Below are 21,250 nucleotides of genomic sequence, written 5' to 3' on the forward strand. Positions count from 1 at the left end.
AAACGTGGGAAGGACCCTGAAGTCTGCAAGCAAAAGCCATGTCGGCATGGTCCGCCAGGTTAACGAAGACGCTTGCCTGGACCTGCCGCAAAAAGGCCTGTGGGTGGTCGCCGATGGCATGGGCGGGCACGCGGCGGGCGACTACGTCAGCAGTCTGATTGTCGACAGTCTGCGTAGCATTGCTGTGGGCCGTTCGCTGGATGAATACGTCGCGGCGTTGAAAACCGACCTGCTGCGGGTCAACGCCGCCGTGCGTGAAGAAACCGCCAACCGCGGCGTGACCATGATGGGCAGCACGGTGGTGGTGATGGCGGCGCGTGACTTGCGTGGGGTGTGTTTGTGGGCGGGTGACAGCCGCTTGTATCGCCTGCGTGACGGCCGGCTCAAACGGATCTCGCGGGACCACAGTTACGTCCAGGACCTGCAGGACAGCGGCCTGCTCAGCGAAGCCGAAGCCCGGGTGCACCCGCGGTCCAATATTGTCACCCGCGCCATCGGGGTCCAGGCACAGCTGGAGCTGGCGATGGTCGAGTTGCTGTTGAAGCCCGGCGACAGTTACCTGTTGTGCAGCGACGGGCTGAACAAAACCGTTGAAGATCATGAGATCCGCGAGGTGCTGGGCCACGACGAGCCAGGGGAAATCGCCAGCAGCCTGGTGTCCCTGGGCCTGATGCGCGGTGCTCCGGACAACATCACCGTCGTCGTCGTGAAGGTGCCTTCATGAACCTCACCGCGAACATTCTGATCCCGGGCTACGACATCGGCGGTGAGATCGGTGAGGGCGCCATGGCCAGCGTTTACCTGGCGACCCAACGCTCGCTGGAGCGCAAGGTGGCGTTGAAGGTCATGGCCGCCGCGCTGGCAGCCGATCCGAGTTTCTGCGAGCGCTTCCTGCGCGAAGGCAAAACCCTGGCGCGCCTGTCTCACCCGCATACGGTCACCATCCATGACATCGGCAATGTCGGTGAGCTGTATTACATGGCCATGGAATACCTGCCCAATGGCACGCTCAAGGAGCGCATTTCCGCCGGCCTGACGCCGGAGCAGGGCCTGATCTACATCCGCCAGATCGCCTCGGCGCTGGGCTATGCCCACGGGCTGGGGCTGGTTCATCGCGACGTCAAACCGGCGAACATTCTGTTCCGCGCCGATGGCACAGCGGTGCTCTCGGACTTCGGCATCGCCAAGTCGCTGGACGACCGCACCCAGTTCACCCAAGCGGGTTTCGCCGTCGGCACGCCCAGCTACATGAGCCCGGAACAGGCGCGCGGCCAGGACATTGACGGCCGGGCCGATCTTTATGCCCTGGGCGTGGTGCTCTACGAAATCCTCGTCGGCAAACTGCCGTACACCGGCAACGACGCGCTCTCTACGGCCCTGGCGCATTTGACCGAACCGCTGCCGGAGCTGCCGGTGCACCACGGCCGTTATCAAGAGGTGCTGCGCAAGCTGTTGGCCAAGGATCCGGCCGAGCGTTTCCCGGATGCAAAGGCGTTGTTGCAGGCGCTGGATAATCTGCCCGGGGAATCGGTTGAAGCGACCACGATCCGGCCGTTGCCCCTTCCAATGAACAATGACCTGGCGGGACTGACGCCGGTGTCTATCGACATTCCGACGAGCCCTGCACAGCCACAACCCCAAGCCAAGCCTGTTGCGCCGACGGCGAAGTCGACGCCGCAATCCTTGGCCTCGGAGCAGCGCAAGGGACCGGTGTTCGCGCTTGCCGCTGTTGCGGTAGCCGTGGTGCTGGCCTTGGGCGGCGCGGGTTATTGGTGGCTGTCCGGTGACGTCGAAGCGGACGCCAAGGCGCCAGTGGCTTCAGTGCCTCCAGTCAAAACACCGCCGCCAGCCGTGGCGCCACCGGTGAACCCCCCTGTGGCGACAGAAGTCGATAACGGTCAGCGCCCGCTGCTGATGGCCGGCAAAAAAACCTTGTTCCAGCGGGTGCTCAGCAAGCCGGGAGCGAAACTCGCCAGTGAACCGGGGGCAGCACCTGATAAGGCCTTGCCGGCGTTTTCCGTGCTGTACGTCTATCAGCGCCAAGAGGTGGCCGGCAGCCCGTGGCTACGCGTCGGCGCCGCCACCGACGGGCGCAGTGACGGCTGGTTGCCAGCCGAACAAGTCAGCGACTGGAAGCAAAGCCTGGTGCTCAAGTTCACCGAACGCTCCGGTCGTGCGCCGGTGATGTTCCTGCGTCAGCCCGGCGAAGTGGAGCGGCTGCTGGCCGATCCGTCGGCTGCAAAAAACCTGTTGCTCAAGGCCCAGCAGAACCGTGAAGACAATCAGCAGGTGCTGGCCCTGGAACCGGCCGCCAGCGCGGTGCCGCAGAACCAGTTTTATCTGTTGCCGATTTTTGATTCGCGCGAGAGCTTCGATGAAAACGGCCAGCCGGTGCAGTTGCTGAACGTGGCGTCCATCGACCCCGGCAATGCACCGAAGGCCACTGTCGGCAACACTCCGATCAGCGCCGCCAATGCCGATGCATTTCGCACCGCTGTGGTGTTGGTCGTCGACACCACGGTGTCCATGCAGCCCTACATCGATCAGGTCCGCGACGTGGTGCACCAACTGCAAACCCGCATCGCCGAGCGGGGCGAGCTGGACAGTGTCAGCTTTGGCCTGGTGGGGTTTCGAAACAGCATCCAGAAAACCCCGGGCCTGGAATACGTCGCCAAAACCTTGATCACCCTGGACCAGGGCCGCGACCCACAGCGCTTCATGGACTTGGCGCGGCAGGTCAAGGCGTCCACGGTTTCGAGCCATTCGTTCAATGAAGATGCCTTTGCCGGCGTGATGGAAGCGGTCGAGGGCATGGACTGGTCCGGTTATGGCGGACGCTTGATTCTGTTGGTCACCGATGCCGGTGCGTTGCGCAAGAACGACCCGTATGCCGCCACACAAATGAACGAGGCCGAAGTGCGTCAGGCCGCATTGGGCAAACAGATCAAAATCTACGCCTTGCACCTGCTTAGCGATGCCGGCAAGAAAACCCATGGCGGTGCGCAAAGTCAGTATCGCACCCTGACCGCCGACGCCAACCCGCAGATCGGCGATCTGTACATCCCGGTGCCGGGCGCCGATGTGCGCAAGTTCGGTGAACGGGTGGACGAGATCGGTTCGGTGTTTGCCGACCTGGTGCATCAGGTGCGCAGCAACAAGTCGCAAACCGTGCCGCTGCTGAGCGCTGCGCCGAGCCTGGCCGACAAATCGGCGGCCATCGGCTACGCGATGCACATGGACTTCCTGGGGCGAAAAGCCGCCAGCCAGGCGCCGCAACTGGTCAGCGCCTGGACCGCCGACCGCGACCTGACCAACCCGGCCCTGCCGGCGTTCCAAGTGTGCGTGATGCTGACCAAACTGCAGCTCAACGACTTGCAGCAATCGCTGAAACTGATCGTCGACGCCGCCCGCAAGACCCAGACCTCACCGAAGAATTTCTTCCAGGAAATCGCCAGTGCCAGTGCCTACATGAGCCGTGATCCCTCGGCCTTGCGCAAGGGCGGCAATCTGGCCGATGGCGGAGTTTTGGGGGAGTACCTGGAAGGACTGCCTTATCGCAGCAAGTCGCTGAACATGACCCAGGATTTGTGGCTTTCCCTGAGCGTGGCCGAGCAGGAGGACTTTATCGACGAGCTGGACTCGAAAATCCGCCTCTACGAAACCTTCCACAACGACCTGGCCAACTGGGTGCGTTTCGGCGATGCCGAACCGGGTGATGCCTTGTACCGCGTTCCATTGTCGACGCTGCCGTGATGCTGAACATGAACGCAGTGCACAAAAGCCGGGGCGCCGGCAGCCAGCGCTACAGCCTGGTGATTCCACGGCTGCAACTGCGTGCCGGTGAGCAACTGGCGGTGGTCGGTCCCAGTGGCTGCGGCAAAAGCACGTTGCTCGATTTGCTGGCGCTGGTGCTGGCGCCGGATCGGGCCGGGCAGTTTGATTTTGCGTCCGGTCAAACCACGACGGACATTGCCGGGCTGTGGCGCGCAGATGCGCAAAGTGCCTTGGCGAACCTGCGCAGCCGGCACTTGGGCTACGTGCTGCAAACCGGTGGCCTGCTGGATTTTCTGGACGTGCGCGGCAACATCGACCTGTCGCGCCAACTGCTCGGCTTGAAAGACGACGGCAGCGTCGATCGCCTGGCCGGGGCGTTGGATATCACCGATCAACTGGGCAAAAGACCGTGCGACTTGTCCGTCGGCCAACGGCAACGGGTGAGTTGTGCCCGCGCCCTGGCCCATGGGCCGCGCCTGCTGTTGGCCGATGAACCGACCGCTGCCCTCGATCCGCTGAACGCGGAACGCGTGATGCAGTTACTGGTGACCCAGGCTCGTGAACACAGGGTGTGCTGCGTCGTTGCCACCCACGACGAGTCACTGGCCCGCGCCAGCGGTTTGCAGGTGCGACGCATCAGTTGTCATCGCGACGTCGATGGCGGTGTCACCGCCACCCTTGGGGAGGCCTGCTGATGCGCGGCGCGCTGGTGGCTTCCCTGGCCTGGCAGGATTACCGCAACGATGCCTGGCTGTCGGCCTGCTCGGTATTGGCGCTGGTGGCGGTGATCGCGCCGCTGCTGGTGCTGTTCGGTTTGAAATTCGGCCTGGTCAGCAGTTTGACCGAGCGCCTGGAAAACGACCCGGCCACCCGGGAGATCATCCCCCTGGGTGGCGGCCGGTTCAGTGCCGCGTTTATCGAGCAGTTGAGCCAGCGCAGCGACGTGTCGTTCGCCTTGCCGCGCACCCGGCAGATTGCCGCGACAGCGGATCTGACCGCAGGCGCTTCGACGGTGACTGTGGAAATGATCCCCACCACCGCCAACGATCCGTTGCTCGGCAGTCTGCCGGCGCCCCAAGGGCTGGATCAGGTGCTGCTCAGCCAGACCGCCGCCGAAAAGCTCGGGGCCAAGGCCGGTGATTGGTTACAGGCCGGTTTTGGCCGGCAGGTGGCTGGTCGTGGTGAGGCGCAGCACACTCGCGTTCAGGTGCTGCAGGTTCTGCCGCTGGAAGCCTTCGCCCGGGACGGATTGTTCGCGCCGTTGACGTTACTGGAAGCGGCTGAAGATTACCGGGACGGCCGCGCCGTGCCAGCGTTCGGTTGGCCAGGTGATGCGGTGGGCGCGACGGAGCAGCGGGTATATCCGGCGTTTCGCCTGTACGCCCGCAGCCTCAAGGATGTCGAACCGCTGCGTCAGTACTTCGCTGCGCAGAACCTGCTGGTCTCGACCCAGGCCCAGGCCATCGCCCAAGTGCAATCGCTGAGCCGCAACCTGTCGATCGTGTTCTGGATCATCGCCGGATTGGCCGTGGCGGGAGCGTTCGCGGCGATTTTTGCCGGGGCGCTGGCGGCGGTCGAGCGCAAGCGTCGAGCGTTATCGGTGCTGCGCTTGCTGGGGTTTTCCACGGCAGCGTTGCTGTTGTTTGTGGTGGTGCAGGCGCTGTACAGCGCCGGTCTTGCCGCCCTGTTGAGTGCCGGGCTGTATGGCCTGGCGCAATCGGGCCTGAACCATTTATTTGCGCAGATGCCGGGCGAGTACGCCAGCCATCTGCTGGCGCGTCACTACGCGTTGGCCCTGGCGGCAGTGCTCGGCGTCAGTGCCGTGGCGGCGCTCTGTGGTGGCTGGCGAGTGGCGCGTATCCAGGCGTGTGAAGGAATCCGAGATGTATAAGTTACTGGGCGCCGCCGTGGCGCTGAGCCTGGCCGGCATGGTCTGGGCTGATGAAGGCACCGACAAGCTGGACAACCCCAAGCCGTTGCCCGATGACGTCAGCCTGCCGCTGCCGTGCGAAGGGCAGATGGTGTTCCGTTACGTCTACATCCTGGCCCAAGGCAGTCTGGACGACCGTGAGATCAGCCTCGGTTACCCGTTCAGCGAAGGTGAGGCCGGCTATCAGCAGTCGTTCATTTCCGGTTATCGCCGGGACTTCATCAATGGCCAGTTCACCCTCAAGGATCTGCCCAAGGACTGGAGCAAGAGCATCACCCCGTTGATGCCCAAGACCGACGCCAACACCCCGCTCAAACCGATGCTCTATTTCATCGGCAAATACGAAGTCACCGCCCGCCAATACGCGCAGGTCATGGCACAGGCGCAATCGTTGGCCAGCGGTGAACCAGCGCCAGCCTGCGAGGCGTTGCAGGCTGAAATTCCGCAAGGCATGGCCGGGCGTTTACCCAAGGTGAAGCTGTCGCGATTCGAGGCTGAACGCTTCTCGGCGGTGTACAGCGCCTGGCTGATGAAATACCACAAGGATCTGCTGCCGGTGAGCGGTCGCGGCACCTCGGCAGAGGAGGGCGGGCTGGGTTTTGTGCGCTTGCCGACCGAAGTCGAATGGGAATTTGCTGCCCGTGGCGGGCAGGCCGTCAGCCGTCAGGACCTGGAAGGGCGCCTGTTTCCACGGCGCCTGGACGGCAGCGAAAGCGACGGACCGCTGGGCGATTGGGCGGTCTTCAATCAGGTCGCCGGCGGCACCGGTCAGGCCGCGCGGTTGATGCCGATCGGTACCAAACTGCCAAACCCCATTGGCTTGTTCGACGTGATCGGCAACGCCGCCGAAATGGTCCAGGAGTCCTTCCAGCTGGTGCACGCCGGACGCCGCCAGGGCACCTACGGTGGCTTCGTGGTCAAGGGTGGCAATTACCTGGAAGGCGAGGGCACCTTGTTCACCGGGATGCGCCGCGAGTACTCGCTGTTCGCCGCCGACGGCACCGAGCAAAACAACGAAACCACCGGCTTCCGGGTCGCGGTTGGCGCGTTGTCGGCGCCCCGTTCGCGCTACAAGGAACTGTTTGCCCAATGGCAGAAAGAAGGTCGTCTGGCTTCGCTGACCGATGCCATCGATGACGCCCAGGACCCGACCAAACGCCTGGACAGCATCATTGCCGCCAGCGTCGATCCGCGTTTGCAAGCCGAGTTGGGGCTGGTCAACGAAGAGCTCAAGCGCAACGTCTCGCTCATCGCCCAACAGCGCGAGGAAGCGGCCGGCAACCTGATCCAGTCGGCGGCCCTGGTGGCCGAGACCGTCAACAACTACAACATTCGCCTGACCAATTTGCAGAAGAGTCGCCAGCAGGCCGTGGACGCCAAGGACGAGGCCAGCGCCAAGCTGTTCGCCATGGCCATCGACAACGGCCGCAGCGCGCTGGACGGCGCGGTGGCGATCTACATCGACAACCTGGCGACTGGCACGCGCTACACCGATGCCGTGATCCAGGCGCAGTTTCAACGCATCAAGGAAGAGTTGGAGCGCAAGCCGGTACTGGGCAAGAGCCTGGTGACGCGCGCGACGTTATTCGTTCGCCATGTCGGTGATTATCGTCAGCAACGACGAGCCGACCCGGCGGCGATATTGAAGGAATTGCTCGCATCGAACGCTCAGCGGTCTTGATCGTTCGTTGTACAGCGAGCTTGGAAGGGACTCAGGCGGCGATGGGCCGTGCTGAGCTGGTCAAACTTAAACGAGAACACAACTATGCTTTCCTCCCGTAAACCTTTTGCTTCGGTTTCCAAGCGTCATCTGCTGCTGATTGCCGTCGGCTTCAGCACCGTACTGACCGGTTGCGCTACATCGCCGACGTCCAAAGTCGCCTCGAGCACCAAGGTCGAGTACTACCCGAACTGCTACGAGCCGGTGCAGCACCTGCGCGCCACCGATTCGAACATGACCAAATCGGTGGTTACCGGTGCGGCGGTCGGCGCTGTCGGCGGTGCACTGTTGGGCGCCCTGACCGATTCCGAGAACCGTGGCCGCAACGCCGCCATCGGTGCAGCAGGCGGTGCCCTGGCGGGCGGCGCGGTCGGTTACTACAACGAGCGTCAGAAGCAGATCGCCGATGACAACCAGCGCATCGCGTCCTACGCCTCCGACGTCAACAAAAGCGCCGCCGACATCGACCGCAGCACCGCGTATGCCAAGGCTTCGCAACAGTGCTACCAGAGCGCGTTCACCAAACTGGTCGCCGACCGCAAGGCCAAGACCGTCAACGACACCGAGGGCCGCAAGCGCCTGGCAGAAATCGTCGCCGGCCTCAAAGAGTCCAACGACCTGATCGTCGCGGTGAACGGTAAAGCCAGCGAAGACCTGAGCAACTACACCCAGGCCTACGAAAAAGACCTGCAGCAAGTAGGCGTGCAGCGCACTGACGTGGTCACCGTGGCGACCGCCGACACCACACCGGTCGTGACCCCGACCAAGAGCAAGAAAGCGGTGAAACCAGCGAAAAAACCGGTGCTGCCAACCGTGCCGAAAGAAGCGGTCACCACCGAGAAAACCCTGCAAACCGCACAAGCCAAACAGGCGGAAAGCAAGCAAGTCGCCAGCGCAGGCACCACTCAGGTCAACAGCATGTGCAAGAACCCGGACCTGGGCGACTGGGCACCGGTACCTTGCCCGAATGTTTGATTGAGTTTTCTGTAGGGCTTTGATCATTCCCACGTGTTGCGTGGGGATGATCTGTACTGGCTACGCCTATACGATCCACCGGATTTTCATCTACCGGCCGAAAACCGCTGACTTCGAGGAAGTGCAGCCGGATTGTGGCGATGGTTTCGTCAATCTCCGTGTAGACAAGAAACGCAAAGTCTTGCTCAGCACCTACTGGGGAATGGACGGGCCGCAGTCATGCGTGACGCGCTTTCACAAGCGCTGAGCCTGAACCCGTCACGGTAAACGTTTAACGCTTGTGCATCTGACAACCCCCATTTTCCATTAAACTCCCCGCCCTCAAGGAATGCGCTCAGGACACGGAATGCCAGCCCCCTCTTTCTCTCTTCGCTCCACGATGGTGCTTTGGCTGTATGCCGCCGCGATCGTGCATGTGCTCGCCGGTCTCACGCTGACCTGGGCCGGTCATTCCGGATTACTTGACGGCTATCTTCACACCCTCGAACTCGCGTTCTGGGGCGCCGATGCGGTTCCTGCTGCCGGTCACGAGCAGCAGGTCTGGTGGCTCGCGTTGTTCGGCGCGACGCTGCAAAGTTATTCGCTGTACATGCTCGCGTTGGTGCACCTCGGCAACCGTCTTAAAGCACCCGCAATTTGGGGATGGTTGATGGCTGGCGTTCTGTTATGGGCACCGCAGGACATGTGGCTTTCAGCGCAAAAACAGGTCTGGTCGCATCTGTGGCTCGACGGTTTTGCGCTGCTGGTGCTGTTGCCGCCGCTGGTCTGGTTGCTGCGCCATGATCGTCGGAAATCCCCTCCAGAAAGATAGTGAGCAAGTCCAACCCGTTTGCCGGCGGCGCCTACAAGCGGGTGCTGATCAGCAAAAAGGGGACGAATTTATTTTGTAAAGTAGGTTTTAACTTTCGATAAATAAATATCTCCCCATTTTTTAAATTAAATGGAGTTAAGCCCTGTGGTTAAAAATACAATTTTCTTGGCGTGCTCAGCATTTTTTGTATTTAGCGTCGCTACCGTTCAAGCAGAACCGTTCTATTCCGCGAAGATATTACAGGCCGACTATTCTGCGGCCCCTAACTTGAGACTGCTAATTAGAATTCAAGATGTAGAAACGGGAAGTAATGAGCCGAGCGGCTCTACTCGAGCGGACTGTATGCGTGCTAGCAAGTCAGCTGCTCAGCCTGGGCCAACCCCTTGCTTTTCTTTCGAACTGGATGAGGGAGATGGAAATGTCGGTGTTTTAAAGCAGACTCTGCTAAATGATCCGCAACGGGGAAGCGACCCAATTTATATTGAGTTGCTTTACAAATCGGAGCAGACAAAAAATCAATATGGGTGGTTTGATAATAAAACGGTTAAGCTAAGAGTTGATGACAATAATGGATTGAATAACTGGGATGCGGATATTCCTCAGAGTTTGCCTCAAGTAAAAATAGTGCAAGAGAGCGATATTTATCAGTTGGTTTTGGCGGATGCGGATGCGCTGCTTAATTCGGCTTACCATGATAAGGCAAATCGTTTAAGTGACGAAAAAAGAACCGCGTTTCGTGAGGTTCAACGAGCTTGGATGAAGTTTCGGGATCTCGAGTGCGTAAAGTCTATATATGGTGAGCAATCTGCTAGTTGCTTGATTCGTCTGACCCTTGATCGTGCCAGGCAAATCGCGGTTGCTCCGCCATCAAAGTAGCTGAAATAAACTTAAAAATAGGTATGTTCCATAATCAAGGATTGAAGACAGTGAAACGCTTTGTTTTAGGGTTGACCAGCGTGTTAATCGCGTTCGCGCTACTACCGTTTTCAGCCGCGTTCGCCCAAGACGACTGCAGTGAAATCAGCTCTAGCCCGCAGGTTGTCCCGTGTTCCGAGGCTGCAAAGAATTCCGCAGATTCTCAGTTGAATACGAGCTATCACCAACTGATGGCAAGGCTTGAATCTCAATATTCAGTTGACCCGAAATTAGGGGTGGAGTATTCGACGCAGGTAAAGGAATCCCAGCGTGCGTGGATCAAATTACGGGATACGAATTGCACCGTAGAGGCGTTCGAGATTGAGGCAGCCAAGCCTGCTCATGTGGCGGTAGTGAACAATTGCATTGCAAAAATGAGTCAGGAGCGTTCGGCTTATTTGGACGGGATCGCGCCTGAGACTGTGGGTCGTTCAGGCAGTGGGGGCGGGGGAAGTGCTTCGTGTCCATCCTCAGACTTCGCGCAGTTTCTGCCAGTGTTTTCCACCAATGCCGAGTCCCAGAAGCGCCTTACCGCACTGGCGGTGAAAATATTGGTGTTGAAGCGGACCTCGGACCCTGGTCGATTTGAACCGCAAATTACTGCGGAGACTGGCTCCAGTTTGACGTTTCCGTTGATGACTGCGATGGAAGGCAAGACTGAAGGAATTGAGATCGAAACGGTCGACGACACTCACATGAACGTTGTGGATAAACGAGCCGGTAACAGCAACATCAAGATTTTTAACTTTGCTAAGAAGTCGTGCTGGGCGCTGGTGGGGATTGAGGATTGGTCGATCAGCGAGAAGGAGCTTGTCGCATCCGGTAGACCTGGAATGAGCCGCGCGGAGAACCTTTGTTATCAACGTGCTGAGGGCTTGGGTGGGTTGGGGTTTCTTGAACGATACCGTCTGACTGGGGAGTTGATTGAAGCGTCCCTGGAAAACTATGTCTGTGCTGCAGAGTCGGGTGATCCACAGGCGAGTCTGTCGGCGGCAAGCTTAAGTCTTTCGCAGATGGCACCTCAGCTGGAAACCAGCAAGGTTGAGGCTTTGTTCAAAGCGGCGTCGACGACAGCGAGCGGCGCGCTGGGTTATGCCACTTATTTTTGTAACGGTAATTCCACCGACTATAACGGCCCTTGCCTCCACCCCGAGCAGGCAGAAAGGGAAGCTATTCGCGCGGTTTCCATGGGATCCACAGAGGCGATGAACTACCTGGGGTCTTCTTTTGAGAGTGGTGAATTGGGAGCAAAGGATATGTCCCGGGCGTTGGCCTGTTATCAGATGTCAGCTGATAAAGGTAGCCCGGGGGGGAGCGCCGGCGTGAAGCGTTTGGTTTCGCAAGGCTCAGACATAAAGGCCAGTCACTGTCTGTAAATTTCGCCGTGCAGGTATAAACGCTGAAGAAGGGGACTTTAAGTCCCCTTCGTACTTTTTTGCTACGCCTTCGCCCGATGCTCCGCCGGATTCGGCGAATCAATATGATCCAGCGCTCGCTCCACCAACAACTGCGCCCCATCCGCCATTCTGCTGAGTGCCAGGGCGACTGAGCGGCGGGTGCCTTCGATGTCGTCGGCCAGGTCGGCGGCGATGGCGCTGATGGACTTCAGGTCTTCGGAGGCATTGGCCAAAAGGGCTTCGGTGTCGATGTCGGGGGAGACGGTGAAGAGTTTGCCTTTGCGCTTGGGTTTTTCGTTGGGTGGCGGGCCGAAATGGTGGTCGAGGGCGCGTTCGGCGGCTTCGTGGAGTTTTCTGGAATCTAATGATTCGTAGGGGGATGTGGCTTCGTTTTCAGGAGGATTTGGTGTTGGCTTGAACATTGGGGTAGTACCGATATTAGGGGCTAGCACCGTTTCGCTTGCACTTCGAATGAGGTGGCAGCTGTGTATAGGTGTGCAAGACCGGAATCGGCAAACCGGCAGACCCGAAGGTCTCCCACACACAGCCGCCATAACGATCCGGGAGCATAAGAAAACGCTCAATGAATAGCCATAACCGATTGTGTGCCGATTCCGGACTTGCACGTCCGAGTCACCGATTTTGCGGTGACGAACAAAGGTTATCGATGAACGCCAAGAGCGCCTAGTTCATGGACAGCCCGGCGTTTTGAAGGAAATGTCCGAGAGGTTTGAGGGCATCAAGATCAAAAGATCGCAGCCTTCGGCAGCTCCTACAGAAATGTGTTTCTTCAGGTGTAGGGCGGGTCCCTCAGAATGAAGTGCAAAGCGTGACTTGGCAGTCATCATGCGGGAAAAGAGGTTCATCTTCTTCTAACGCAACACGACGGTGGCGTTCTTGCTTGAAGCGGCTACACTGCGCCGGCCGTTCATTTTTCTTTTGAGGCTGTGCGCATGAAATTTCGTTTTCTTCTGTGGATGCTGGGTTTGTTGATGGGTAAGGCCAGTCGGACTAATCCTGCGTTTCAGCAGCAGTTGGGTGACAAGGCGTTGGTGTTTCAGCTACAGACCCTGGACGGGAAGGTGGCGCGGCATTTCGTGGTGAAGGATCAGCGCATTACCAGCAAGTCCGGCGTGTATGCCGAGCCTGCGTTTGCGATTGCCTTTAAAAACGCGGCGTATGGCTTTGCCACGATGCAGGCGAAGAACAAGCAGTTGGCGTTCATGCAGGGGATTCAGGACAAGTCGATTCAGATCAAGGGCAACCCGGCGTTGGTGATCTGGTTTCAGGGGTTGACCAAGTATTTGAAGCCTAGGAAGGCATAGGTCCTTTAGGAAGCTCGCCTTTACAGCCATCCGACTCAGAAGGTTCGCGGGCGTCGCGTGGCTGGGCCTCTAAGTCGCCGAACGGATCAAAAGTCATGCGCTACGTTTCTGTGAACGCCTCTCCTGAAGGTAGCGCCCTTGGAGAGCCAGGATCTCAGACTTGCTCAGAACGCCTTTTTTCTTGAGATTGACGAGCAACTGTTCGATGCCATCCAACTCGACGACATCGCCAGCCAAGCGGGTAATGCTCACGGCCATACGACTCATGCCGTTCTGTCCAGCCGTAACCTTGTGATCTTTAGCAAGCTTGCGGATTTGACTGGCAACACTGACAGCCGCTGTTCGGGTCATTGGAAGGCCCTCTATTTGCAATCGACTCATAGTGGTCAGTCAGACCGAGGTGGATTCTTCGCGGGCAAGCCTCGCTCCTACAGGGTTTTGGTGATCCCTTGTAGGAGCGAGGCTTGCCCGCGAAGCTTTTCAGGCCTGGCTAAATTGCGAAGCCAGCTCACGCAACAACACTTCAGCCTCAAGCACTTTGCTGACCACGTCGTTGGCCTTGTCGCGAGTCAGCCCCACACGCTCCAGCAAGGCATCCGGAATGTCTTCATCCGGACCAGAGCCAATCCCGCGACTACGCAGCAAACGCACCGCCAAACACACGAGGTTCGGGTATTCCGCGTAGTCGCCGTCGTAGCTCGGGTCGTGCTGGAAGCGCAGGGCGGTGGCCAGTTCTTCGGGCATGTCCCAGTAGCGCATCAGCCATGAGCCGATCTGTTCGCGGCTGATGCCCAGCAGGTGTTGTTCCACATAGCTGTGGCACAGGTGCGGGTTGACCTCCAGGTGGCGGCAGATCAGCGAGAAGTGCGGCGGGAAGACGTGGGCCAGCAGCAAGTAGCCGAAGTTGTGCAGCAGGCCGGCGAGGTAGGTCAGGCCGGCTTCCGGGCGCTGGGCGCGGGGCATGGCGCGGGTCAGGCCTTCGATGACGGCGGCGGTGTAGATCGATTGCTGCCAGTACGGCGTGGTGTGTTGCGGGTGGTCTTTGGGCAGGCTCAGGGTTTTGCCCAGGGCCAGGCCCAGCGCCAGGTTGATCACCAGGTCGAAACCCAGCACGCGGACGATGGCGTCTTCCACTGAACGAATCTTGCCCGGCGAGGCGTAGTACGGCGACGCTGCCCAGCTGACGACTTGGGCGGCCAGGGCTGGGTCGGTTTCGACCACGCCGGTGATGTCGTCGATGGTGGCGTTGGGGTCGACCCGCAGTTTGATGATTTTTTGCGCGGTTTCGGCCAGCGGCGGTATCTCGATGGTCGCTTCCAGGCGTTGCTGAATGCGCCGCGCGGTGAACGCTTGCACGGCCTGGGTGATTTCCTCGCGGTCATCGTCGGGGCGGTCGAGGTTCGGGCGGATGCTGTGCACGGCTTCGCCGAAGTTGCCGGCGCTGGCCTTGGTGAGCATGGTTTTGAAATCTTCGCTGGTGATTTCCAGCAGCACGCCTGGCTCGCCTGAGTTGATCAGCAACTTAGGCTCGCGCAGCAGGCTTTCGTCATACAGGCACGGCGAACTGGTGAGCGCCGGCAGGCCGGGCAGCAGGCTCAGGCTGTGTTTGCCTAGCATTTTTACCAAGCGTTCGGTGGATACAGCGGTCAACCGGCGGCCAGTGAGTTCGGCGAGGCGGTTGAGGTCGAGCAATTGGCTTTGCGGAAACAGCACCATGAGCGCGCCGACGGCATCGTCCAGCAAAACCGCCTGCACTTTACGCGCGGCGTTCAGGCCGTGATGGTCTAGGACTTCCTGGTAGGCGATGCCCAGTTTGCCGAGCAGCAGCCGAATAACAGACGGAGCGTGCGGGGTTTCAGGGGCGAGGGCAGCTTCTGTCATGGTCTGTATCCGTTTTCAAACAATTGCAGGAGTATAACCAGCTTGTTTACGGCCAGGGTCCAGAAACTGCGACAGTGCTCACACTTGGCCGTATTGCTGCCCATGGCGTAGCCAGCGGTCGAGCAGCGGGCTGACGTGATCCGGCCAGCGCTCGAGCAAAGCCTGAGCGGCGTCGCGTACGGCGGGCAGCAAGTCGGCGTCGCGCATCAGGTCCGCGACCTTGAATTGCAGCAGACCGGTCTGGCGTGTGCCGAGCATTTCGCCGGGGCCGCGCAGTTCGAGGTCTTTTTCGGCGATGACAAAACCGTCGTTGGTTTCGCGCATGATGCCCAGGCGCTGACGGCCGATCTGCGACAGCGGTGGATGGTAGAGCAGCACGCAATGGCTGACGGCGCTGCCCCGGCCGACGCGGCCACGCAACTGGTGCAATTGTGCGAGGCCAAGGCGTTCAGGGTTTTCGATGATCATCAGGCTGGCGTTGGGCACGTCCACGCCAACTTCGATCACGGTGGTGGCGACCAGCAGTTGCAGGTTGCCGGCCTTGAATTCGGCCATGACGGCGGCTTTCTCGGCGGGCTTCATGCGGCCGTGGATCAGGCCGACCTTCAACTCGCCGAGGGCGGCGGTGAGGTCTTCGTGTGTGGTTTCGGCGGCCTGGCAGGTCAGCTCTTCCGACTCTTCGATCAGCGTGCACACCCAATAGGCCTGACGGCCCTCGGCACAAGCGCCGCGCACCCGTTCGATCACTTCAACGCGCCGGGTGTCGGTGACCAGCACCGTGTTCACCGGGGTACGGCCGGGCGGCAGTTCGTCGAGGATCGAGGTGTCGAGGTCGGCGTAGGCGCTCATGGCCAGCGTCCGGGGGATCGGCGTGGCGGTCATGATCAGCTGGTGCGGACACATCCGCCCGCCGACGCCTTTCTGCCGCAGAGCCAGGCGCTGCTGCACGCCGAAGCGGTGCTGTTCGTCGATGATCGCCAGTGCCAGGTTCTTGAACTGCACTTCGTCCTGGAACAACGCGTGGGTGCCGACCACCATCGGTGCGCCGCCCGCGATCTGCTCCAGCGCGGCCACGCGGTTTTTGCCCTTGAGCTTGCCCGCCAGCCACGCGACTTCGATGCCCAGCGGTTCGAGCCAGCGCTTGAAGGTGATGAAGTGCTGCTCGGCGAGGATTTCGGTGGGCGCCATCAGTGCGACCTGATAACCCGCTTCCAGCGCCTGAAGCGCGGCGAGGGCGGCGACCACGGTTTTGCCCGCGCCAACGTCGCCCTGAATCAGCCGCAGCATCGGTTCGTGCTGGCTGAGGTCGTAAGCGATTTCGTTGCCGACCCGTTGCTGGGCGCCGGTCGGGGTGAAGCCGAGGTTGGCCAGATACTGTTGTGGCAGTTTCGTGGCTTTGGGCATGGCCGGCGCGCGCAGGGCACGCATGCTTTCGCGCAGGCGCTGCTGGGACAGTTGATGGGTCAGCAGTTCTTCGAAGGCCAGACGATGCTGGGCCCAGTGATGACCGAGGGCGAGTTCGTCGACGTCGGCATCAGCGGGCGGGTGATGCAGGTAGCGGATCGCATCGGCCAGCGGCGCCAGTTGATAGTCCCGGGCCAGTTCGGTCGGTAGCCAGTCGGGCAGGCTGCTGGGGCCGAGCAGGGTCAGGGTTTGCATGCACAATTGGCGCAAACGCTGCTGGGTCAGGCCTTCGGTGAGCGGGTAGACCGGGGTCAGGGTCTCATCCACCGGCGGCGGTTCGTCGCCGGTAATGGCGCGGTATTCGGGGTGGTAGATCTCCAGCCCCGAGGCACCGGGCCGGGCTTCGCCGTAGCAGCGAATACGCGTGCCGCGTTTGAGGCCTTCTTTCTGGGCGTTGCTGAAATGGTAGAAGCGCAGGCTGAGCCCGCCGGTGCCGTCCTGCAGACGGACAACCAGGCTGCGGCGCCGGCCCATGACCACGTCGGCGCCGCTGACGGTGCCTTCGATCACCGCGTCTTGCCCGGGTCGCAAATGGCCGATCGGGACCACGCGAGTGCGGTCCTGATAGCGCAACGGCAGGTGGAACAGCACGTCCTGGAGATTCTCCAGGCCGACCTTGGCGAGTTTCTCGGCCATGGCTTCGCCGACACCCTTGAGTGCCGTCACCGACACTTGCGACAACTCGGTCATGACAGCGACTTAACCGGCCACCACCGGCGCTGGCGGCTTGGCCACCGAGCACAGGCGAATGGAGTCGGCGAGGATTTCAATCGCCTTGGGCCGCGGGAAGCTCGCGCGCCAGGCGATGGCTACGGTGCGGAACGGCACCGGCGCACTCAATGGACGCACTTCGATCACGCCCGGGGCGTAGTGGTGGCTGTCCACCGCCGACAGCGGCAGGATCGAAATGCCCAGGCCAGAGGCGACCATGTGGCGGATGGTTTCCAGCGAGCTGGATTCCACCGTGGTGTGTTTGGCGCCGTCGTTGCCTTTGGCCAGCGTCGGGCAGGCCTCAAGCACTTGATCGCGGAAGCAGTGGCCTTCGCCGAGCAGCAGCAGGCTCTTGTCGTTGAGCAGGGCGGCGTCGATGGATTCTTTTTGCGTCCAGGGATGCTGGGCTGGCATCAGGACGTAGAACGGCTCGTCGTAGAGCTGCAAGGTCAGTACATCGGCTTCGTTGAACGGCAGGGCGATGATGATCGCATCGAGCTCGCCGTTGCGCAGTTTGTCGCGCAGCACGTGGGTGAAGTTTTCTTCGATGTACAACGGCATCTGCGGGGCGACCCGGTGCAATTGTGGAATCAGGTGCGGGAACAGGTACGGGCCGACGGTGTAGATCGCGCCGACTTTCAATGGGGCGGTCAGCTGGTTCTTGCCGGCCTGGGCCAGTTCGCGGATGCCTTGGGCCTGTTCCAGGACTTTCTGTGCCTGGGCAACAATGCCTTCGCCGACCGGGGTCAGGCGCACGGCGCTCTTGCTGCGCTCGAAAATCAGCACACCGAGTTCGTCTTCAAGCTTTTTCACGCCCACCGACAGGGTCGGCTGGCTGACGTGGCAACGCTCGGCCGCGTGACCGAAGTGCTGCTCTTGGGCGAGGGTAACGATGTAGCGTAATTCTGTGAGAGTCATAGCAAGCGTCCATGAAGTTGCGGGCCAAGCATACCGGCTGCAATCGATAGACGCACGTTATCAGACTGAGTGTGCTAAGTGACACTGGGCAATGCAGGTTTGCCGTTTCCAGATATGCAAAAAGGCACCTTTCGGTGCCTTTTTATAGGTTTTGTGGCTGCCGAAGAACCTGTGGGAGCGGCGGTGTTTCAGCGTCGGCGTTTTTCCAGCGAGTAAACAAACGGTGCAGTGATTTCGATGGTGCCGTTGTTCAGCATGTCGGCCGGTGGCTTGGGCAGCGGTTGGGCGCGGCGGATCATTTGCAGTGTGGCCCGGTCCAGGTCGGCAGTGCCCGAGCGGTCCACCAGTTCAAATGACAACACGTTACCTTCGGCATCTACCACGAAGCGCAGGCGATTCAAACCTTCCTTGCCTCGCATCCGTGCACTGGCCGGGTACTCTTTGTACTTGGCCAAGTGCGCGAGCAGGGTTCCTTGCCAGTTAGCTTTAGCCGCTTGCTGTGCCGGTGATGGACCGGGAGCCGGCTGAGCGGATTTCTCCGTCGGCGCCTGGGTTGGCTGCGTGTCGCTAGGCTTCTCCTCGGAAGGCTTTTCCTTCGGTGGCTCCGGCTTTTTCTCCACAGGCTTGGGCGGTTGCGGCTTCGGCTTGGGTTTGACCGGTTTCGGCACGGCAATCTCGGCCTTCGGCGCTTCAGCGAGTTTTGGAATCGGCAGTTCTTCCACCGGTGCCGGTGGCTGTGGCGGCGTGATCACCTTCGGCGGTGCGGGCGGTGGCGGGGCCGGCATCGGCGCTAGCTCGACCATCATCGCTTGCGGCGGCAGCTCGATCGGCGGGCGTGACGTCCAGTTCAGCGCCAGCGCAATGGCCAGCGCATGGACGCCCAGCACCACGGCCAGGCTACCGCTGTAACGCGTCAGCTTTTGGCGCGTGTTGATCATTTTTTGGCTGCCGTCTCGAGTCCGACCAGACCGACCTTCAGGTAGCCGGCGGCGCGCAGGGCGTCCATCACGCTCATCAGGTCACCGTAATCCACGCCTTTATCGGCCTGGAAGAAGATCGTCGTGTCTTTCTTGCCCTGGGTCTTGGCGTCGAGTGTGGCGCCGAGGGCTTCGGCCTTCACTTCGTCTTCGCCGAGGAACAGGCGCTGGTCAGCCTTGACGCTGAGGAACACCGGCTTCTCTGGCCGCGGCGCCGGTTTGGCGGTGGAGGCGGGCAGGTCGACCTTGATGTCCACGGTGGCCAGCGGTGCCGCCACCATGAAGATGATCAACAGCACCAGCATCACGTCGATGAACGGCGTGACGTTGATTTCGTGGTTCTCGGCCAGATCGTCGTCTGCGCCTTCTTTCAAATGCAGGCCCATGGCCGATTACCCCACTTTCACCATGTGCGGTTGCGAGCTGCGCTCGGGCGGCTGGTGGTCGAGGTCGCGGCTGACCAGCAGCAGGACTTCCGCCGAGGCGTCGGACACTTGTGCCTTGTAACCGGCAATGGAGCGGGCGAAGACGTTGTAGATGACCACCGCAGGAATCGCTGCAACCAGACCCAGCGCGGTCGCCAGCAGGGCTTCGGCGATGCCGGGGGCCACGACGGCGAGGTTGGTGGTCTGGGTTTTGGCGATGCCGATGAAGCTGTTCATGATGCCCCATACGGTACCGAACAGGCCGACGAACGGCGCGGTAGAACCAATGGTGGCCAGCACGCCGGTGCCGCTGCTCATGTTGCGACCGCAGGCTGCGACGAGGCGCTCAAGGCGGAAGCTCACGCGTTCCTTGATGCCTTCTTTCTCGCGGCTGTTGGCCGACAGGCGCATTTCTTCCAGCGCGTCATGGACCAGCAGGTTGGCCAGGGTGCCTTCCTTGGCCGCCGTTGTGCTGGCTTCCTTAAGGGTGGCGGCTTTTTTCAGGTGGGTGATTTCAACGCGCAGACGACGCTTGGCGCCGATCAACTCGAAGCCCTTGGCGATCCAGATGGTCCAGGTGATGATCGAGGCGATGGCCAGGCCGATCATCACGATCTTCACGATAATATCGGCGTTCTGGTACATGCCCCATGGCGACAGGTCGTGGGCCATGCCCAGGGAGTTACCTTCTTCCAGCTGCTTTTCCATCAGCTTTGTCTGTTCACCGAATTCAGCCAAAGCCTTTTGCACTTCTGGCGGCAGTGATGAAGTATCGACACTGCCGTCGGGGTTTCTCGGTACGTCAGGCGTGGCATGAGCAGCTGGCACGTTGGTGGCTGCGGGAACAGAAGTTTCAGTAGCGAATGCGGCGGTCGGCGCCAGCATCAGGCTGAGCAGCAGGGCGGCTACCGCGCTCCAGGCGCGAGGTCGTTTGGTTGGCGAAGCGGAGAGTTGATTGCGTGTCATGCTGGCCGGACCTGAGAGGAAAAGACGGTAAGTGTTCTTCCAGGCCTCGTAAGGCCGAGAACAAAAGTGGCTGGCATTATTGCAATTAATTCTTGTTAACAAAAGTAATAGCGTCTCTTTTTTTCTTCCATTGCTAGCTGTCCATCCATTTCGGGCGCTAGTCTGTACCTTTCTTGAGGGAGTCTTCTGATGTCCGCGCCTTCTGTTTTGATCGCCGGCTGCGGTGATGTCGGCAGCCGTCTGGCTACGCAATTGTTGAATTCGGGGTGGGAGGTTCACGGCTTGCGGCGTGACGTCTCACGCCTACCCCAAGGGGTGATTGGCGTTGCCGGTGACTTGTTCAATAAAGACTGCCCGGCGACCTGGCCAATCGGGGCGGTGGATTACCTGGTGTATTGCGCGGCGGCTACCGATCACGATGAGGCCGGATACCGCGCCGCTTATGTTCAGGGTTTGCAGCACGTGCTGGAATGGCTGGGCGACTACGGGCAAGTGCCCAATCGGCTGCTATTCGTTTCCAGCAGCAGTGTTTACGGCCAGCAAGAGGGTGAGTGGGTCGACGAGAATTCGCCGACCGTGGCGGCTGGCTATTCAGGGCGTGTGATGCTGGAGGCCGAGCAAGTAGCGCGTGATAGCGGCATCCCGGCCAGCATCGTGCGTCTGACCGGTATTTATGGTCCAGGTCGAGAGTGGCTGCTGACTCAGGTTCGTCGCGGTTATCGCGTGGCGATCGATCCGCCGCTGTACGCCAATCGGATTCACGTCGACGACGCGGCGGGGTTGCTGGCGTTCCTGCTTGAGGCGGATCGGCGTGGAGTGGCGCTGGATGATGCCTATATAGGTGTCGATGATGCGCCTGCGCCAATGGCAGAGGTGGTGGGCTGGTTGCGTGAGTATCTGGGCGTTACCGAATGGGCCGAGGATGCCAGTGTGCGTCGTGCCGGCAGCAAGCGCTGCAGCAATGCTCGGGCGAAGGCGTTGGGTTGGACGCCGAAGTATTCGAGTTTCCGCGAGGGCTATGCCGCGATTCTTGAAGGTCGCTGCTAATTTCCGGGCCCATC

At 60.5% G+C, this 21,250-nt stretch carries 20 protein-coding genes; 12 read left to right on the forward strand and 8 right to left on the reverse strand.

Annotated elements, in window-relative coordinates; all coding sequences use genetic code 11:
- Window positions 1–4: 4 nt before the first annotated feature.
- From AC1RL4_RS04440 to AC1RL4_RS04485, 10 genes are all read left to right on the forward strand, one after another.
- Complete coding sequence (locus AC1RL4_RS04440; RefSeq protein ID WP_275406297.1) at window positions 5–724, forward strand: PP2C family protein-serine/threonine phosphatase; 720 nt, start codon at window positions 5–7, stop codon at window positions 722–724.
- Window positions 721–3,753, forward strand: coding sequence for a serine/threonine-protein kinase (locus AC1RL4_RS04445; protein WP_230173193.1), 3,033 nt, complete (start codon window positions 721–723; stop codon window positions 3,751–3,753). The genes AC1RL4_RS04440 and AC1RL4_RS04445 overlap by 4 nt, the downstream gene beginning before the upstream one ends.
- Window positions 3,753–4,469 (forward strand): ABC transporter ATP-binding protein, encoded by a 717-nt coding sequence (locus AC1RL4_RS04450; protein WP_019580425.1) that lies wholly within the window; start codon window positions 3,753–3,755, stop codon window positions 4,467–4,469. Before AC1RL4_RS04445 ends, AC1RL4_RS04450 begins: the two co-directional genes overlap by 1 nt.
- Window positions 4,469–5,665 (forward strand): ABC transporter permease, encoded by a 1,197-nt coding sequence (locus AC1RL4_RS04455; protein ID WP_028939177.1) that lies wholly within the window; start codon window positions 4,469–4,471, stop codon window positions 5,663–5,665. Before AC1RL4_RS04450 ends, AC1RL4_RS04455 begins: the two co-directional genes overlap by 1 nt.
- Entirely contained in the window at window positions 5,658–7,385 is a 1,728-nt protein-coding gene (locus tag AC1RL4_RS04460) for a formylglycine-generating enzyme family protein (protein ID WP_230173195.1), read from the forward strand. The genes AC1RL4_RS04455 and AC1RL4_RS04460 overlap by 8 nt, the downstream gene beginning before the upstream one ends.
- An 84-nt stretch (window positions 7,386–7,469) precedes the next feature.
- Window positions 7,470–8,399 carry a type VI secretion system-associated lipoprotein TagQ gene (tagQ, locus tag AC1RL4_RS04465; RefSeq protein WP_019580428.1) on the forward strand — a complete coding sequence of 310 codons (930 nt, stop codon included), beginning with the start codon at window positions 7,470–7,472 and terminating at the stop codon, window positions 8,397–8,399.
- Window positions 8,400–8,445: 46 nt separating this feature from the next.
- On the forward strand, window positions 8,446–8,646 hold the full coding sequence (locus tag AC1RL4_RS04470) for a hypothetical protein (protein ID WP_230173197.1): 201 nt from the start codon (window positions 8,446–8,448) through the stop codon (window positions 8,644–8,646).
- 99 nt (window positions 8,647–8,745) lie between these two features.
- Window positions 8,746–9,210, forward strand: a complete 465-nt coding sequence (locus AC1RL4_RS04475; RefSeq protein WP_026331816.1) for a hypothetical protein — start codon at window positions 8,746–8,748, stop codon at window positions 9,208–9,210.
- Between the two features lie 342 nt (window positions 9,211–9,552).
- The gene (locus tag AC1RL4_RS04480; protein ID WP_493119180.1) at window positions 9,553–10,086 is read left to right on the forward strand and encodes a lysozyme inhibitor LprI family protein; all 534 of its coding nucleotides are present in this window, start codon (window positions 9,553–9,555) and stop codon (window positions 10,084–10,086) included.
- Between the two features lie 50 nt (window positions 10,087–10,136).
- Entirely contained in the window at window positions 10,137–11,501 is a 1,365-nt protein-coding gene (locus AC1RL4_RS04485) for a lysozyme inhibitor LprI family protein (RefSeq protein WP_230173199.1), read from the forward strand.
- Between the two features lie 62 nt (window positions 11,502–11,563).
- Here the strand turns inward: AC1RL4_RS04485 and AC1RL4_RS04490 are convergent, their stop codons facing one another.
- Window positions 11,564–11,944, reverse strand: coding sequence for a DUF6124 family protein (locus tag AC1RL4_RS04490; protein ID WP_204124197.1), 381 nt, complete (start codon window positions 11,942–11,944; stop codon window positions 11,564–11,566).
- A gap of 531 nt (window positions 11,945–12,475) precedes the next feature.
- Here AC1RL4_RS04490 and AC1RL4_RS04495 point away from each other — a divergent pair.
- Window positions 12,476–12,847, forward strand: coding sequence for a helicase (locus AC1RL4_RS04495; protein WP_230173207.1), 372 nt, complete (start codon window positions 12,476–12,478; stop codon window positions 12,845–12,847).
- A 93-nt stretch (window positions 12,848–12,940) separates the two neighbouring features.
- Here AC1RL4_RS04495 and AC1RL4_RS04500 read toward each other — a convergent pair whose 3' ends face one another.
- From AC1RL4_RS04500 to exbB, 7 genes are all read right to left on the reverse strand, one after another.
- Entirely contained in the window at window positions 12,941–13,198 is a 258-nt protein-coding gene (locus AC1RL4_RS04500; protein WP_230173209.1) for a hypothetical protein, read from the reverse strand.
- Between the two features lie 129 nt (window positions 13,199–13,327).
- Window positions 13,328–14,728, reverse strand: a complete 1,401-nt coding sequence (locus AC1RL4_RS04505) for an aminoacyl-tRNA deacylase and HDOD domain-containing protein (protein ID WP_028939151.1) — start codon at window positions 14,726–14,728, stop codon at window positions 13,328–13,330.
- 78 nt (window positions 14,729–14,806) lie between these two features.
- Window positions 14,807–16,882 (reverse strand): ATP-dependent DNA helicase RecG, encoded by a 2,076-nt coding sequence (gene recG / locus AC1RL4_RS04510; protein WP_018927475.1) that lies wholly within the window; start codon window positions 16,880–16,882, stop codon window positions 14,807–14,809.
- A gap of 9 nt (window positions 16,883–16,891) precedes the next feature.
- Window positions 16,892–17,821 (reverse strand): hydrogen peroxide-inducible genes activator, encoded by a 930-nt coding sequence (locus tag AC1RL4_RS04515; RefSeq protein WP_008007618.1) that lies wholly within the window; start codon window positions 17,819–17,821, stop codon window positions 16,892–16,894.
- A 188-nt stretch (window positions 17,822–18,009) separates the two neighbouring features.
- On the reverse strand, window positions 18,010–18,759 hold the full coding sequence (locus AC1RL4_RS04520) for an energy transducer TonB family protein (protein ID WP_019580460.1): 750 nt from the start codon (window positions 18,757–18,759) through the stop codon (window positions 18,010–18,012).
- Window positions 18,756–19,184 (reverse strand): TonB system transport protein ExbD, encoded by a 429-nt coding sequence (gene exbD / locus AC1RL4_RS04525; protein WP_019580461.1) that lies wholly within the window; start codon window positions 19,182–19,184, stop codon window positions 18,756–18,758. Before exbD ends, AC1RL4_RS04520 begins: the two co-directional genes overlap by 4 nt.
- 6 nt (window positions 19,185–19,190) lie before the next feature.
- A complete protein-coding gene (gene exbB, locus AC1RL4_RS04530; RefSeq protein WP_028939150.1) occupies window positions 19,191–20,189 on the reverse strand; it encodes a tonB-system energizer ExbB in 999 nt (332 codons plus the stop codon).
- Window positions 20,190–20,378: 189 nt separating this feature from the next.
- On the opposite strand from exbB, the gene AC1RL4_RS04535 reads away from it, so the two are divergent.
- Window positions 20,379–21,236 carry an SDR family oxidoreductase gene (locus AC1RL4_RS04535; RefSeq protein ID WP_028939149.1) on the forward strand — a complete coding sequence of 286 codons (858 nt, stop codon included), beginning with the start codon at window positions 20,379–20,381 and terminating at the stop codon, window positions 21,234–21,236.
- The last annotated feature ends 14 nt before the right edge of the window (window positions 21,237–21,250 follow it).

Source organism: Pseudomonas sp. GW822-FHT07A10 (assembly GCF_058798795.1).

Excerpts from the sequence above, each read along its gene's own strand:
- AC1RL4_RS04455 (WP_028939177.1), top strand. The coding sequence starts at position 4,469 with ATGCGCGGCGCGCTGGTGGCTTCCCTGGCCTGGCAGGATTACCGCAAC.
- AC1RL4_RS04450 (WP_019580425.1), top strand. The coding sequence starts at position 3,753 with ATGCTGAACATGAACGCAGTGCACAAAAGCCGGGGCGCCGGCAGCCAG.
- AC1RL4_RS04475 (WP_026331816.1), top strand. The coding sequence starts at position 8,746 with ATGCCAGCCCCCTCTTTCTCTCTTCGCTCCACGATGGTGCTTTGGCTG.
- AC1RL4_RS04445 (WP_230173193.1), top strand. The coding sequence starts at position 721 with ATGAACCTCACCGCGAACATTCTGATCCCGGGCTACGACATCGGCGGT.
- exbB (WP_028939150.1), bottom strand. The coding sequence starts at position 20,189 with ATGACACGCAATCAACTCTCCGCTTCGCCAACCAAACGACCTCGCGCC.
- AC1RL4_RS04515 (WP_008007618.1), bottom strand. The coding sequence starts at position 17,821 with ATGACTCTCACAGAATTACGCTACATCGTTACCCTCGCCCAAGAGCAG.
- AC1RL4_RS04470 (WP_230173197.1), top strand. The coding sequence starts at position 8,446 with ATGATCTGTACTGGCTACGCCTATACGATCCACCGGATTTTCATCTAC.
- AC1RL4_RS04500 (WP_230173209.1), bottom strand. The coding sequence starts at position 13,198 with ATGACCCGAACAGCGGCTGTCAGTGTTGCCAGTCAAATCCGCAAGCTT.
- AC1RL4_RS04535 (WP_028939149.1), top strand. The coding sequence starts at position 20,379 with ATGTCCGCGCCTTCTGTTTTGATCGCCGGCTGCGGTGATGTCGGCAGC.
- AC1RL4_RS04495 (WP_230173207.1), top strand. The coding sequence starts at position 12,476 with ATGAAATTTCGTTTTCTTCTGTGGATGCTGGGTTTGTTGATGGGTAAG.
- recG (WP_018927475.1), bottom strand. The coding sequence starts at position 16,882 with ATGACCGAGTTGTCGCAAGTGTCGGTGACGGCACTCAAGGGTGTCGGC.
- AC1RL4_RS04505 (WP_028939151.1), bottom strand. The coding sequence starts at position 14,728 with ATGACAGAAGCTGCCCTCGCCCCTGAAACCCCGCACGCTCCGTCTGTT.
- AC1RL4_RS04520 (WP_019580460.1), bottom strand. The coding sequence starts at position 18,759 with ATGATCAACACGCGCCAAAAGCTGACGCGTTACAGCGGTAGCCTGGCC.
- tagQ (WP_019580428.1), top strand. The coding sequence starts at position 7,470 with ATGCTTTCCTCCCGTAAACCTTTTGCTTCGGTTTCCAAGCGTCATCTG.
- AC1RL4_RS04480 (WP_493119180.1), top strand. The coding sequence starts at position 9,553 with ATGCGTGCTAGCAAGTCAGCTGCTCAGCCTGGGCCAACCCCTTGCTTT.
- AC1RL4_RS04460 (WP_230173195.1), top strand. The coding sequence starts at position 5,658 with ATGTATAAGTTACTGGGCGCCGCCGTGGCGCTGAGCCTGGCCGGCATG.
- AC1RL4_RS04490 (WP_204124197.1), bottom strand. The coding sequence starts at position 11,944 with ATGTTCAAGCCAACACCAAATCCTCCTGAAAACGAAGCCACATCCCCC.
- exbD (WP_019580461.1), bottom strand. The coding sequence starts at position 19,184 with ATGGGCCTGCATTTGAAAGAAGGCGCAGACGACGATCTGGCCGAGAAC.